Here is a 14,188-nt window from a genome sequence, read left to right on the forward strand (position 1 = left end):
TAAATATACAGACTTACAACTTTTGGTTGGTAATACCATAATGGAAATTTATCATTCATTTTAGAAAATACTATAGTGATTGACTCAAATGTATCTTTGTCTTTTACACGCATGCTAAATAACAAGTGTCCTGGAGTGCCGCCAAATTTTACTAGCATGAATATATGAAATATGCATGGTATCATTAAAAATAAAGAAAATACAATCGTGGTGATTACAATTATTGCACCCATGATCCCTTGTATTGCGTGTGTAAGTGAGAAACCCACCGCCATTAAACCAAATGGTATTGCGATAAATAAAATACAATCAACTATAAATGCTAGAGTACGTCTTGTCATCGTTGAGTAGTTTACTTTTTTATCCATGTACTACCTATAAAGAAAAATATCAACTAGATTTATAGTCTATCACTACTGTTTTTGCAATTTTATCGTAAAAGGTCTGTTTGCGTTGATCAAATACTGCAAACAAAAATAAAATTAGCACAATTAAAAGATATAGAAAAGTATAACCATGATAATGCAGATGAAGCAAAAAGCGAAAAATAATCCAGATGCTTCCCTTAGAAATACATCTTATTGTTGCTTGCATAAGGGTAACATTTGTAAATGTATTAGCATCTTTAATATGCATACCACACAATAGTTTTCCTGGGGTACCACCAAGTTTTGTTACCATTAATATTTTGGATATTGTTAGTACTAATGTTGCGACCACTGTAGAAACTATAAATGGTATTTCTGTTGCTAGTTGTGCAAGTTCCTGAAAAGAGTCTTTATCTTTATCTTTATCTTTATCTTTATCTTGTAATGATACGATGAATACACCATAGATAAAACCGAAGATAAAATGAGGGGAAAATATGATGAGGTCAAGTATTTCTGCTACAATACGCCTTGTAAATCCTACATAATTTACTTTAACATTTATTTCAGTATTCATAACCCCACCTATATTTCATAATATCATCATATGATATAAAAATACGTTATTAAATAACCGTAAATATACTAACTTGGGTAATATTAGCTACTTGTGCCACTCTATTATTTAAATTAATATTAAATCATTTATAACTAGGGAAGTTATGTCAACACTAATCACAGTTGCATATGGCGACGGTATCGGACCAGAAATCATGGAAGCGGTGCTGTCGATATTGCGCGAAGCAGAAGCGGAAATCTCAATAGATATTATTGAAATAGGGGAGCGTGTTTACAGTAAAGAATGGTCTCACGGAATTTCTCCAAGTGGTTGGGAATCAATTGAAAGGACAAAAATATTATTAAAATCTCCGACAACAACTCCTCAAGGTAAAGGGCACAAAAGCTTAAACGTTGCACTCAGAAAAAATCTAGGGTTGTATGCAAATATCAGACCATGCATTTCATATCATCCTGTTATAGAAAATAAATTCGATAAGTTTGATATCGTAGTGATACGTGAAAATGAAGAGGACGTTTACACCGGAATAGAGCATAGGCTCACTGGTGACTCTTACCAATGCACTAAAATTATTACTAGATCTGGCTCAGAGAAGATATGCAGGTACGCTTTTGAATATGCAAAAAAACACAACAGAAAAAAAGTAACTTGCCTGACTAAAGATAACATCATGAAAATGACTGACGGAACTTTCCATGCCGCGTTTGATCGCATTGCAAAGGAATACCCAGATATAAAGGCAGAACATTATATAGTTGATATTGGAATGGCGCGTGTTGCAACAGAACCGGAGAATTTTGATGTTATAGTAACCGAGAACTTATATGGCGACATATTATCAGATATAGTCGCACAAACCTCTGGATCTGTGGGGCTTGCCGGAAGTAGCAACATCGGGAATGAATACGCAATGTTTGAAGCAGTGCACGGTTCTGCCCCTGATATTGCAGGAAAAAACATAGCCAATCCTTCTGGTCTTTTAAATGCTGCAGTGCATATGCTAATTTACATAGGTCAAGTGGGTACTGCAAAACTAATCTACGATGCATGGCTCAAGACTTTGGAGGATGGAATACACACTGCCGATTTATATAAGGAGAAAAGAAGTAAACAGAAAGTTGGTACCAAAGAATTTGCAGAAGCTGTTATAGATAATTTAGGAAAGAAACCTGCTGAGCTTATAATTGGCAGTGGTTCGGATAGTAAAATAAATTTGGATAGTAAAATAAATAAAGTACAAGACAATTACGAACAAGATTACAAAGTTAAAAAGCTAGTGGGTAGTGATATAACTCTCGCTTGGGACAAATCCAGTAATGTTGATCAAATAGTAGGATTATTTGAATCAAGTAATCTGCAAATGATAGCAATATACTCAAAAGGACTTGCGATTTGGCCAGGAAACTCAAAACCTTCAAGTGACCAAATAACCTATAGGTTTATCGCAAATAATGAAAAGCAAGCTATTACAAATAGTGATGTAAATAACTTGCTAATCAAACTCGAAGAACACAATTTTGACGTGGTGAGAATGGACAAATTGTATTTGTATGATGGGAAAGAGGGGTTTTTCTCTTAATGATCGTTTGACATTCTTATGATTGCATAAAACATTTAAATAGATTATACTAGAGATATAATTTATTTATGTGAGATGTAGTAATGGGTCAACATTTTAAGTTAACTGGTCAGGAGTTTTGTGATAATGCTGATCTGTTCAACGTATTGGAAATAGAAGCTAAGCAAGTTATAGGTAAGGATCATCAAGAGCTTAGTAGCGTTTTAAAAAAACAATATAGAAAATTGATTCTTGTACACCACCCTGATAAAGGTGGAAATGAAGAAAGATTTAAAAATCTTGACAAAGCTTATAAAGAATTAAATGCATATATTGAACCTTTAAAGTCAGGGGACCCTTGTGTTAAAATTAGCGTTGATGCTGAAAGTGATGGGCATTTAACAGCGCGTGAATTCCATTATAGGAAGAAATTATTTGAAAAATTGAATATCACTGAAGAGGAAGTTAGAGGAAGGAATTTTGCTGAGCTTGCTTCTATACTTGAAAAAAAAAGCAGCTCGCTAATACAGGATCTGCAACACCAAAATAAATTAATCCATTATATAAATTCTTGGCCAAGATATAGCTCACTTTTCGATGATAAAGTCAAAGAGCTGAGAAATGAGCTTGACGAACACTTGCTTAAACCTAACATACAATTATTTAGTTATATCGCCCCTTTAACAAAGAATGGAAGTTTAATAAGGGAAGACAAACAAGCGCTAATGCAAAAGTTTATAAAGCGTAGAGACGATTTGCTATCTAGTACTTTAAAGAAAAAAGTAAATACTTTACTTTTTTTAGCTTTTGCTGAAGCAATTTATTGCTATTGTTTCTTGCCTACTTGGTTAATTGCCAGTGATACCTTGATGTGTTTATGCTTGCCACTAGTAGCATTAAATCTTATTATGACAGAGATTTTATCTGCTTTAACACAACATTACGAAAAAAAATACAAAAACTCTGAAATTTCTACTGATCAATATGTAAATAGAATAAATTGTATTTACTTATGCTATAAGCTTTTTGTTTTTTACCCTTTGCCTGTCTTTTTTACTTCTTTAATGATAGAGGGTTTTATCTCTGGCAGTTTTTATGTTGATGTGACAATATTTGGTACTTTGTAATTGTTAGCACTGCTAGCTACTGAGATATTTAGTCCTACATTTTCAAAGGCTTGTGAAATATACACTGAAAAACACATGAAAGATTTACTTGAGGAAGATCTAAGAGATAGAGTGCAAAAGGAAACTGATCTGTTAGGACGGTATGATCCACGAAGGCTATTAATGCCAATAATTATGCCTCTTGTTAGAAAGTGTTTTACAGAGGTGGCAAGCGAATTTGCTGAGAGGAATTTCGATGAAGTGAACACTAATATGTCTGATGTTAACACTGAACAGCCACCTAGACCTCAAGCGGTTGAATTTGCATAGTAGAATATTACGGTATAGTATAAACTTTTAGCTCTATGCATGGACTCAAAAAAAGTAGAACTAATATTTGAAAAGTTTCAACAATCAAATCCTGCGCCAAGAATAGAGCTAAATTATACCAATCATTTTACGTTACTGGTTGCGATAGTTTTATCAGCGCGGACAACTGATGTAAGCGTTAATAAAATTACAAGAGAACTATTTAATATCGCTGATACGCCAGAAAAAATGCTGAGCTTTGGGCAGAGTGAGCTGAAAAAATGCATAAGCAGTATTGGTTTATATAATTCCAAAGCAAAAAATATAATCGGGCTTAGTAAAATATTGGTAGAACGATACAACAGCAAAGTACCTACTAATTTTGATGATTTGGTGTCTTTGCCTGGAGTGGGGAGAAAGAGCGCTAATGTGTTCTTAAATTCAGGGCTTGGCATTCCAACATTGGCAGTTGATACTCACGTTTTTAGAGTGAGCAATAGAATTGGGCTTGTGAAAGAAAAAGATGTGTTTAAAACAGAGCAATCTCTTTTAAATGTGGTTCCCAAAAAATACCTGCTTTATGCTCATCATTGGCTAGTTTTGCATGGTAGATATGTTTGCAAAGCACAGAAACCTTCGTGTGAAACGTGCATAATTCATGATTTATGTGAATTTGAGTGCAAAAGGTATAAAGTCTAGTATTTCTTCTTTTGTCATCCAAGTAGCTATAGAAACGAAAAAACTTACTTGACACATTTTGCTGGAATGATACAAGTTATTATTCAAACAACAGTTATGCAAGAGATCTGATTACATCTAAGCTAACAATGGACCACTAGATATATTACTAATCACGTTGACCTGATTTAATATTTTATTAGTGGGATTGAAATAATTTTCTATAAATTCCTTATATATAGCTGTTAACTTGTGTATATCGTTTACTAATACGCATTCGTTTATCTGATGTGCGGTTTTGTTGATTATACCAAATTCAATCACTGGACAAACATCTTTGATAAACGCAGCGTCAGATGTGCCACCACTTGTGCTCAGCGCAGCATCAATACTGGTAACTTTATTTATCGCATCAAGCATAATATCAGTATTTCTATCGGGAGTAGAGAGGAAAACGTCCCTGCTGCTATGCACAGAAAGTTTATAATCGTTAGTTACACTGGAGCATATTTCATCAATCAGCTTATATAAGCCACCCGGTGTTTGTTCATTGTTATATCGAATGTTAAAACGTGTAGTTGCTGAACCAGGTATTAGATTGCTAGTATTATTTCCAACATCGATAGTAGTAACTTCGCAATGTGAAGGCTGAAAATATTTATTACCATGATCAAAAGTAGTATTTTTTACCTTACTCAATATCGATATTACCTTATATATTGGATTATCTGCTAGGTCTGGATAGGCAACGTGCCCTTGTTTTCCATGGCAAATTAATTCAAATGTTACAGAACCTCTTCTGCCTATTTTTATGGTATCACCTAATTTCTCACTACTGGTTGGTTCAGCAACCACACAGAAATCCACCTTTTTTTGCTTACTTTTCATCCATTCCAAAACTGCCTTTGTTCCATATTCTTCCGTGCTTTCTTCAGCACTGGTAATCAATGCACTTATTGAACCATTGAACTGAAACTTCTCTGCAATCAAATTTACCATAGCAGCAATAAACGCAGCTACTCCGCTTTTCATATCAGCCGCCCCTCTTCCATATAATATACCATCCCTCACTTCTGGATTAAATGGACCAAATGCCCAATCTTTTAACTGACCCGGTGGTACAACATCAACATGCCCAGCAAAGCACAAATTTGGTACTCCATTTATATATTTCGCATAAAGATTTTTAACTTTATCACCAAACTCTAAAATTTCACAATCAAAGCCACTCTTCTTGAAGATTGTTGCTATATACTCTATTGCCCCGCCGTCCCTTGGTGTTATACTCTCAAAAGAGATCAATTTCTTAGTTAGCTCTACAGGGTCAATTTTCATGTCAATCTTAAAATACTTATATTGCTATATTGTAAACACTCTATGCATTATTTAAAACAAATATTACATCAAGCTGAACAAACTTTTCTAAGGGAAGTAATAACAGATTACCACCTTGCTGATGATATCTATGAAATATGCACACGACACGGAAATGACATCTTTCTAGTTGCAGATGAAAATACAGCAAAACTTTTAAACAAAAACGTATTTAATAAAATTTCTCATTTAATTATTCCAACCCCACCTGCCATTCCAGTGTCACGCGCTGGGATGACATCAGGTAGAGAAATGACACCAAGCAGAGCTGCCTCTCTTGAAACCGTAAATCTAGTGAGAAACAAAGTAAAAGACAGTGACTTAATAGTTGCATTTGGTAGCGGCACCGTTAACGATATCTGCAAATATGCAAGCTACCTCGAGAAAAAAGATTATATATCGTTCCCAACAGCCGCTTCCATGAATGGATATACATCCGCAAATGCTTCAATATTAGTAAATGGATATAAAAAATCGTTCAAAGCACATCTTCCAAGAGCAATATATATAGATATAGACATACTTGCCAATGCACCACTGCGTCTCACATTAAGCGGATTTGCAGATTTCATTTGTCGTTCAACAGTTCAGGCTGACTGGCTAATATCTCATTTGTTGCTTGGCACAGAATACAATGAATTACCTTTTACACTTGTTCGCGATTTGGAGCAAATTTTGCTAAGAGAGTATACGGCGCTTACTAAAAGAAGTAGAAAAGTGGTCCTATTACTTATGGAAGTTCTACTAATTTCAGGACTTGGAATGGTAATATCAAAAGGCAGCTATTCTGCAAGCCAAGGAGAGCATATGATAGCTCACGCAATGGAAATGGTAACAAGAGATCATTCCTTACTACATGGCGAAAAAATTGCTGTTACGACGATTACCATGGCTAATTTGCAGGAAAAGATATTATCAATACAAAACCCGATTATCAAACCGACCACTTTAGATGTAAAACATATAACTCAGTGCTTTGATAATATCGAATTTGTAAGAACTTTTGAACAGAAGCAAATTATGCAGCAAAAAATCCAAGAGATTATTTGTAAAGAATGGCATAATATTTCCAGTTTAATTAAGCAAAATTTACTACCTGCAAAACACCTGCAAAAAATATTTGAAGATCTATCAATTCCACACTTACCAGAGCACCTCAGTTGGAATAAAGAACAATATTGTAAAGTGGTCGATCTTGCGTTTACAACAAGAGATAGATTCACCTTTCTTGACTTAGCTAACTGCATAGAAGAAAGTTAAGTTTTGTAGTGAAATTCTGTCATTTAAAGAGATCATAGGCCAAAAGCTAAACCCTTTTCACAATTTCTTATCCATTGTCTCTTCACCTGAGTGGATACACAACTCACTCCAAGTAGTTGACACTGGGTTTCACCAATAGCACTATCTTGCTAAACATAGTTTAGTGCGAGTGGCTGAGGAGGGACTCGAACCCCCGACCAAGAGATTATGATCCTCCTGCTCTACCAACTGAGCTACTCAGCCTAATTGAAAACCTTGCTATACATGTGACCTACATGTTTTGTATAGTATTTCAAATCAAACAAAGATTCAAGTTTTTCCGAGTTAATAACCTTAAGTAAGAGTTTATCTTGTTTCAATTCGGCCAGAAAATCACTGTTGTTTTGTTTCACTTTCATTGCATTGCTCTGAACAATTTTATACGCCTCTTCCCTCGCCAAACCACTATTTACTAACTCAAGCAATACACGCTGTGAGAAAACTAAACCTTTTGAAGAATTTAAGTTCTTTTCAATGTTTTCCTTATTGATCACCAATTTATCTATCAAATCTGTTAATCGCACTAAAGCAAAATCCATTGTTATACAAGCATCAGGAGCAATGCATCTTTCCACAGACGAGTGTGATATATCACGTTCGTGCCACAATGCAACATTTTCTAACGCAGGAAACACATAGCTGCGTATTAAACGTGAGAGCCCAGTTAAATTTTCACTTAAAATAGGATTACACTTATGCGGCATAGCAGAACTCCCCTTTTGCCCAGTGGAAAAATGCTCAGAAATTTCGCCGATTTCAGTTCTTTGCAAATGACGAATTTCAATTGCAATATTTTCCATTGAGCTTGCAATCACTCCCAAAACTGAAAAGAACATGGCATGTCTATCACGAGGAATGATTTGAGATGATATGGTTTCAGGTATGAGTCCCATTTCTTTCGCTACATACTCTTCAACAAACGGATCAACATTTGCAAAATTGCCTACCGCACCTGATATTTTACAAATTGAGATTTCTTTTTGCGCGCTAATTAATCTCTGATAATTGCGTTTAAATTCAGCATAAAATCTGGCAAATTTTATTCCAAGAGTTGTTGGTTCTGCATGCATTCCGTGACTGCGTCCAACACAAACAATATCTTTATAGTCCTCAGCTTTTTTTTTCAATGCTGCAAGTAAATTTTTTAGATTCTCGAGCAAAATATCACAGGACTCTTTCAGTTGCACCGCAAGGCATGTATCCAAAACATCAGAACTTGTCATTCCATAGTGGAGATAACGAACATCAACTCCCGCTTTTTCAGCAACATATGTCAGAAAAGCTATAACATCATGTTTTACAATGGATTCAATTTCGTTGATACATTCAACATCAAATTCAATAGCACCAGAGAGGTTCTCAGCAATATTATTCGGAATCACTCCTAACTTTGCTTGAGCTTCACACGCTAATTTTTCTATTTTAAGCCATATATTAAATTTATTATTTTCCTCCCAAATGGAAGACATTTCTTTTCTGCTATAGCGGGGAATCATTTTTGATTTATTCCAATAATGGTGTCATTCCAGTGCGTGACACTGGAATCCAGATATAAAAGTATTTGCAAATTATTCAATGGACAACGGATTCTAGAAGCATAAAATAATGTCCATGATGAAATAAACTGGATCCCAGTGTCACGCACTGGGATGACAGGAGGGGAGCACTGGGATGACACCAGCTTAGCCATGGCAGACATTTCTTTTCGGCTATAACAAGGGATCAGCTATCATCACCATCAGCAGCTTCTTTATTCGCATCTTGCTCTGCCTCTTGTTGCTCAGATTTCTGATTTTGCAATTTTACTTGCCTTAGCTCATTTGCATCTGTTTCGGATTTCACGACGTATATAGTAATTGGTACTACTACTTCACTATGTAATTCTACGTTTACTTGATATTCACCCAAGTTTTTGATGCTTATTCCACCAAAAGATAAACTACGGTGATCTATCACATGTCCTTCTTGTAGTAAAATTTTCGCAATTTCACGTGTTGTTACAGAACCAAAAATTTTACCATCCTCTGAAGCTTGCTTTATTAATACCACAAACTTATCATGTAGTGACAACGCAAGCTCTTTTGCTACATTTAATCTTTTTATATTCTCTTCTTCCAGTAATAAACGTTGCTCCTCTAGCTTTGTTAAATTTTCCTTGGTAGCTTTCACCGCTTTTCTTTGTGGAAAAAGAAAATTACGTGCATAACCTGGTTTAACTTTGACAACTTCACCAAGCTTACCTAAAGTCCTTATATTTTCCTTTAAAATTATCAACATAAATTACCTAAACTTTTTTAGTACAGTAAGGAATAAGAGCTAAAAAACGTGCCCTTATAATCGCTAAGCGTAACTTCCTTTGTTTTTTTGCACATACGCCTGTTAATCTTCTAGGTAATATCCTACCATAGTCAGAGGTAAACTTGGATAATAAATCTATATTCTTATAATCTATGTCTTCATCTTTAGACGCAGCAAGAGGGCAAACTTTAGAACGCCTAAAGCCAGTCCTATTATTTACAGATACGTAAGAATTATTAAAACTATTTCGTCTTTTCATCATTATGCGCTTTGCTCCTCAATTTGTTTATTCATCATATGAGATTTACCTTCAAAAATTTTATCAACCTGCACAGGAAAGTGGCGAATAACGTTCTCATTAAGTTTCATTCTACGCATAAATTCATCCAGAATGCTTGCAGTAGAACTTATGCACATTATACAATAATGACCGCTCTTCATTTTATTTTTGTGATATGCAAAATCCAAAAGACCCCAATGTTCATACTTGATTAATCCTGATGCTTCAATGTTTTTCAAAAGCATTTCCAACGCTTTGCTCGATTGAGTTGGACCGTTTATTCTAAAATCTTTCAAAATATCTTGAAAAATCTTTATTAGATGTTCTGAAATATTTCTCTTCAAAGCATTTACTGCGTTATGGATAAACGCACTTTTAGTACTGCCTCCTAGAAATTTTGTAAAATCTTGCATTATTCCTAAATCTTTTAGGTCATCTTTCAACTCTTTATCGATTTTTGACTTCACTTCTTTCAAATTTGAAAGATCTTCTTCCAATTCAACCCATAAAATTTTTGTAAGATCTTCCAAGAAATCAGAGTAAGCAACTAGACCTTCTTTAATGTTTTCAGCACGCACTTCTAACTCTTGTGTTGTAAGCTTGTCATTTCCTTTTTTCAGAATATCCCTGATTTGCTGGAACATAACATCTGCTTTAATATTTTTCAATGAAACAGCTAGCTCTTGGACCATCTCCTCTACTTCTTGCTGTAACAATCCTTGTTGTGCTATAAAAGTAAATTCATAAAGATTCACTATATCTTCCTTTAATACCGATTAAATATTTCATTATATAAAGCTTTTTTATATAAGCAAGTTATTTGTATTAATTTCTACGCCTTTAATCCAGCTTAAGTTAGATATTTCATAAATAACTTGAGGAGCAATTGAGTATGCACCTGGTAATAAGATGCTCACTTTATGTTTTTCGAGAAGAAGTTTTAGCATTATTTTGGTTCTGCCTTCATCTTTCAATATTGTGTTTAATTCCATAGCGGCTTTTTGCGAATCCGTGCACTCAGTGGTGAGAACTAATTCTTTTATTATAGAAGTGACTCTTTTTGTAAACTCAGATATATCCTTGCCTGCTAATCTTGTCGTATTTTCCGAAGCTTCAAGATCAATTATCACAAATGTTCCTGGTGAAAATAAATCTCTTTTTTCTTCTATTATTTCATTATTATAGAATGCTATTTCAGAAACGTTATGGGGATCAGAAAGTGTAAGGATAACAAACCTTCCACGCTCTGAAGTTCTCATACGTGCATTTAATATTACCCCAGCAGTTTTTGCTGTTCTATTTTCTCCGATAAACCCAATATTTAACTTTTCCAGAAGAGTTCTAAATTTTTCAAGTGGATGATTAGTTAAATAAAATCCTAGTGAAAATAACTCATGTTCTAATTTTTCCTCCTCATCAAAATCTTCCACATTCTCAAGTTTCGGTTTGAGGACATCAAGACTACCAAACAAAGCAGCTTGACTTGATTCTCTATCCTGTTTGTTTTTATTTGCAAAGTAAATCAGCATGTCCATTGACTCATATAGCTGCTTTCTGTTCTTATGCACGCTATCGAATGCTCCGGATTTAATCAGGCTTTCTAGCGCTCTCTTATTTATTATATGACCTGAATTTTGAATGAATTCCCATATGTCCTTACAAGCGCTTGAACGTACGTTCACTATTCCTTCCGCTATAGAAAAACCAACATTCCTCAAGGCAGCAATACCATAACGTATGCGTTCATCCTCTATTGAGAATTCAGCTTGAGACTTGTTTATATCAGGTGAAAGAACGGTAACGCCACTAAACTTTGCTGCATGATAAAATAAATTCAGTTTATCTCTATCATCAATATTCAGATTCATTAGTGCTGTAAAAAATTCTAATGGATAATTAGCTTTAAGGTAAGCCGTTTGATAAGATATAACCGCATATGCTGCAGCATGAGATTTATTGAACCCATAACCAGCAAATTTTGCAACAAGGTCAAAAATATAACTTGCCCTGTCATAATCAACGCCATTCTTCGTTGCCCCTTGGATGAAAAGTTCACGTTGTTTATCCATCTCTTCCTTGATTTTCTTACCCATGGCACGTCTCAGCAGATCTGCTTCCGCTAAGCTATACCCGGAAAGAATACGGGCTATTTCCATCACTTGTTCTTGGTAAATTATTACCCCAAATGTCTCTTTTAATACTTCCTCAAGTAACGGATGAATATAATCTGGCTTTTCAAGTCCGTGTTTTCTTGCAACATAAGTTGGAATGTTATCCATAGGTCCTGGACGATAAAGGGAAATTAAAGCGATAATATCTTCAATGCAGTCCGGTTTTAGTTTAATTAAAGCTTCTCTCATTCCCGAACTTTCAAGCTGAAACACTCCAATTGAATCACCGCTTGAGAGTATCTCATAGGTTTTTTGGTCATTCAAAGGAACTGAAGAAATATCAATCTTTTTTCCATCACGATTAATTAAACGACATACATGATCTATTAGCGTTAGCGTACCAAGCCCAAGAAAATCAAATTTTATTAGCCCAGCTTTCTCCACATATTTCATGCTGTATTGAGTGATTGGCAAAGCTGAATTTGGATCATAATACACAGGAACAAAATTTTCCAACTTTTGATCACATATTACAATTCCAGCAGCATGGGTTGAAACGTGACGATATATTCCTTCAAGCTTAAGAGATATATCAAGAAGCTTTGCAATTACCTCATCACTATCCCGCTCTTTCTGCAGGTTTTGATCAAACTCTATCGCTTGTGATAAAGTTACAGGATTTACTGGATTAAATGGAACCATTTTAGATATTTTATCCACTTGAGAGTAAGGCATTTGCAATACTCTACCAACATCACGCAATACTGCCCTTGCTTGCAATTTTCCAAAAGTGATTATTTGAGCAACATAACCGTACTTTTTCTGAACATAATCAATAACCAGGTCCCTTTTCTCTTGGCAGAAATCGATATCAAAGTCAGGCATCGATACACGATCAGGATTCAAAAATCTTTCAAATATTAGGCCAAACTTTATTGGATCAAGGTCTGTAATCTGTAAGCCCCAAGCAACAATTGAGCCTGCACCAGAGCCTCTTCCTGGACCAACTGGAATGCCATTTGCTTTGCTCCAACGAATGAAATCAGAAACTATTAGAAAATACCCGGAATAATTCATTGAAGTTATTACGCTTAGTTCGTAATTTAGCCGATCGTAGTATTGTTTAAGGTCTATGTCTGTCTCATTCGCAATACGGAATTCTAATCCTGCAACTGCCTGCTCCCTCAGTTCTTCATTCTCAGTTTTATTTTCTCGACAAGGAAATTTAGGCAAAATAGGCTGCCTGCTTCTTGGCATGTAAGAGCACCGCTTAGCTATCACTAAAGTGTTATGAATTGCTTCGGGAATGTCGCTGAATAGCTCCTCCATTTCTGCCACAGACTTGAAGTAATGCTCGGTAGTTAACTTCTTTCTGTTATTCTCCAGGGCATAACTCCCCTCTGATATACACGTTAATATATCATAAGCCTCATAGTCAGACCTATTTGGAAAAAACACATCGTTCGTTGCAACTAGTGGTATATTGCGCTGATAAGCAAAGTCTATCAAAGCTTCTTCAAGCTCTAGCTCTTTATTCAGCCCATGACGCTGCAATTCAACATATAAATGACCATTAAATGCTGAAAGCAGTTTTTCAACCGTTTCTTTATCTTGCCCCAACAATAGTTGAGCCAAACATCCACCGGTTAAAGCGATCAGACCCGTACTTAAATTCAATAGCTCATCAAAATCAACGTAAGGAATATCGCTATTATTCTTGCGCTTTCTAAAAGACTCACTCACCAAAGTGACTAAATTAGTGTACCCTTGCTCATTTTTTGCAAGCAATAATATAGGTAAATTTTGTTCTGAATGTTTAACTATAATATTGCATCCTATTATTAGCTGTATTCCCCTACTTGCTGCATATTCTGAAAACTCGAGCGAGCCAAACAAGTTACCTGAATCAGTAATTGCAACCGCTGGCATTTTATTTCGCAAACAAAGGCCGATCAGCTCCTCAATTTTAACCGAGCTTTCAAGCAGCGAATAAACACTATGAACACGTAAGTGTATGAACATAAGAAACTTTAGATCAACAAAAAAGGATAACATTAATTTACTCATGAGAACATAATTTTCATGAGAACAAAAGCCTATAAAATTCTAAAATTAAAATACAAAAACTTACTTGACAAACTCCGCCAGCTCCCTTATCATGATAGTGAAGCTATTGTATTTGCTTTCGCCAATCTGCAGATTAAAAGGTAAGGATTACTTAATGTAT

14 protein-coding genes and 1 tRNA gene are annotated in these 14,188 nt (G+C 35.1%); 5 read left to right on the forward strand and 10 right to left on the reverse strand.

Annotated elements, in window-relative coordinates; translation table 11 throughout:
- Both WOCAOBSORBRA_RS03230 and WOCAOBSORBRA_RS03235 read right to left on the reverse strand, forming a co-directional pair.
- On the reverse strand, positions 1-368 hold a 368-nt coding region (locus WOCAOBSORBRA_RS03230), incomplete at its 3' end, for an RDD family protein (RefSeq protein WP_246165615.1).
- 22 nt (positions 369-390) lie between these two features.
- A complete protein-coding gene (locus WOCAOBSORBRA_RS03235) occupies positions 391-945 on the reverse strand; it encodes an RDD family protein (protein ID WP_174515921.1) in 555 nt (184 codons plus the stop codon).
- A 145-nt stretch (positions 946-1,090) separates the two neighbouring features.
- Between WOCAOBSORBRA_RS03235 and icd the strand changes: the two genes are divergently transcribed.
- From icd to nth, 4 genes are all read left to right on the forward strand, one after another.
- Positions 1,091-2,527 (forward strand): isocitrate dehydrogenase, encoded by a 1,437-nt coding sequence (icd, locus tag WOCAOBSORBRA_RS03240; RefSeq protein ID WP_155969097.1) that lies wholly within the window; start codon positions 1,091-1,093, stop codon positions 2,525-2,527.
- A gap of 83 nt (positions 2,528-2,610) precedes the next feature.
- The gene (locus WOCAOBSORBRA_RS03245) at positions 2,611-3,633 is read left to right on the forward strand and encodes a DnaJ domain-containing protein (protein ID WP_246165616.1); all 1,023 of its coding nucleotides are present in this window, start codon (positions 2,611-2,613) and stop codon (positions 3,631-3,633) included.
- Positions 3,634-3,942 carry a hypothetical protein gene (locus tag WOCAOBSORBRA_RS06280; RefSeq protein ID WP_246165617.1) on the forward strand — a complete coding sequence of 103 codons (309 nt, stop codon included), beginning with the start codon at positions 3,634-3,636 and terminating at the stop codon, positions 3,940-3,942.
- Between the two features lie 39 nt (positions 3,943-3,981).
- The gene (gene nth / locus WOCAOBSORBRA_RS03250; RefSeq protein ID WP_174515922.1) at positions 3,982-4,620 is read left to right on the forward strand and encodes an endonuclease III; all 639 of its coding nucleotides are present in this window, start codon (positions 3,982-3,984) and stop codon (positions 4,618-4,620) included.
- 117 nt (positions 4,621-4,737) lie between these two features.
- On the opposite strand, the gene dapE is transcribed toward nth, so the two are convergent.
- Complete coding sequence (dapE, locus tag WOCAOBSORBRA_RS03255) at positions 4,738-5,934, reverse strand: succinyl-diaminopimelate desuccinylase (RefSeq protein ID WP_155969091.1); 1,197 nt, start codon at positions 5,932-5,934, stop codon at positions 4,738-4,740.
- A 42-nt stretch (positions 5,935-5,976) separates the two neighbouring features.
- Between dapE and WOCAOBSORBRA_RS03260 the strand changes: the two genes are divergently transcribed.
- A complete protein-coding gene (locus tag WOCAOBSORBRA_RS03260; RefSeq protein WP_174515923.1) occupies positions 5,977-7,233 on the forward strand; it encodes an iron-containing alcohol dehydrogenase in 1,257 nt (418 codons plus the stop codon).
- Between the two features lie 170 nt (positions 7,234-7,403).
- Here WOCAOBSORBRA_RS03260 and WOCAOBSORBRA_RS03265 read toward each other — a convergent pair.
- The 7 genes from WOCAOBSORBRA_RS03265 to dnaE form a co-directional block, all read right to left on the reverse strand.
- Positions 7,404-7,476: transfer RNA gene (locus WOCAOBSORBRA_RS03265), tRNA-Met, on the reverse strand.
- Entirely contained in the window at positions 7,476-8,768 is a 1,293-nt protein-coding gene (purB, locus tag WOCAOBSORBRA_RS03270) for an adenylosuccinate lyase (RefSeq protein ID WP_155969087.1), read from the reverse strand. The genes WOCAOBSORBRA_RS03265 and purB overlap by 1 nt, the downstream gene beginning before the upstream one ends.
- Positions 8,765-8,950 carry a hypothetical protein gene (locus WOCAOBSORBRA_RS03275; protein ID WP_246165618.1) on the reverse strand — a complete coding sequence of 62 codons (186 nt, stop codon included), beginning with the start codon at positions 8,948-8,950 and terminating at the stop codon, positions 8,765-8,767. Before WOCAOBSORBRA_RS03275 ends, purB begins: the two co-directional genes overlap by 4 nt.
- Before the next feature lie 44 nt (positions 8,951-8,994).
- Positions 8,995-9,549 (reverse strand): 50S ribosomal protein L9, encoded by a 555-nt coding sequence (gene rplI / locus WOCAOBSORBRA_RS03280; protein WP_007548891.1) that lies wholly within the window; start codon positions 9,547-9,549, stop codon positions 8,995-8,997.
- 7 nt (positions 9,550-9,556) lie between these two features.
- Positions 9,557-9,832: a 30S ribosomal protein S18 gene (gene rpsR, locus WOCAOBSORBRA_RS03285; protein ID WP_007548890.1), complete on the reverse strand. Its 276-nt coding sequence runs from the start codon at positions 9,830-9,832 to the stop codon at positions 9,557-9,559.
- Entirely contained in the window at positions 9,832-10,605 is a 774-nt protein-coding gene (locus WOCAOBSORBRA_RS03290; RefSeq protein WP_155969085.1) for a 30S ribosomal protein S6, read from the reverse strand. The genes rpsR and WOCAOBSORBRA_RS03290 overlap by 1 nt, the downstream gene beginning before the upstream one ends.
- Before the next feature lie 48 nt (positions 10,606-10,653).
- On the reverse strand, positions 10,654-13,983 hold the full coding sequence (gene dnaE / locus WOCAOBSORBRA_RS03295; RefSeq protein WP_174515924.1) for a DNA polymerase III subunit alpha: 3,330 nt from the start codon (positions 13,981-13,983) through the stop codon (positions 10,654-10,656).
- Positions 13,984-14,188 lie beyond the last annotated feature (205 nt).

Source organism: Wolbachia endosymbiont of Cardiocondyla obscurior, from assembly GCF_902713635.1.
Lineage (GTDB): Bacteria > Pseudomonadota > Alphaproteobacteria > Rickettsiales > Anaplasmataceae > Wolbachia > Wolbachia pipientis.

Bases quoted from the DNA above. Each gene is read 5' to 3' on its own strand.
- WOCAOBSORBRA_RS03235 (WP_174515921.1), bottom strand. From the start codon at position 945: ATGAATACTGAAATAAATGTTAAAGTAAATTATGTAGGATTTACAAGG.
- dnaE (WP_174515924.1), bottom strand. From the start codon at position 13,983: ATGTTCATACACTTACGTGTTCATAGTGTTTATTCGCTGCTTGAAAGC.
- WOCAOBSORBRA_RS03245 (WP_246165616.1), top strand. From the start codon at position 2,611: ATGGGTCAACATTTTAAGTTAACTGGTCAGGAGTTTTGTGATAATGCT.
- WOCAOBSORBRA_RS03260 (WP_174515923.1), top strand. From the start codon at position 5,977: ATGCATTATTTAAAACAAATATTACATCAAGCTGAACAAACTTTTCTA.
- purB (WP_155969087.1), bottom strand. From the start codon at position 8,768: ATGATTCCCCGCTATAGCAGAAAAGAAATGTCTTCCATTTGGGAGGAA.
- icd (WP_155969097.1), top strand. From the start codon at position 1,091: ATGTCAACACTAATCACAGTTGCATATGGCGACGGTATCGGACCAGAA.
- rpsR (WP_007548890.1), bottom strand. From the start codon at position 9,832: ATGATGAAAAGACGAAATAGTTTTAATAATTCTTACGTATCTGTAAAT.
- rplI (WP_007548891.1), bottom strand. From the start codon at position 9,549: ATGTTGATAATTTTAAAGGAAAATATAAGGACTTTAGGTAAGCTTGGT.
- nth (WP_174515922.1), top strand. From the start codon at position 3,982: ATGGACTCAAAAAAAGTAGAACTAATATTTGAAAAGTTTCAACAATCA.
- dapE (WP_155969091.1), bottom strand. From the start codon at position 5,934: ATGAAAATTGACCCTGTAGAGCTAACTAAGAAATTGATCTCTTTTGAG.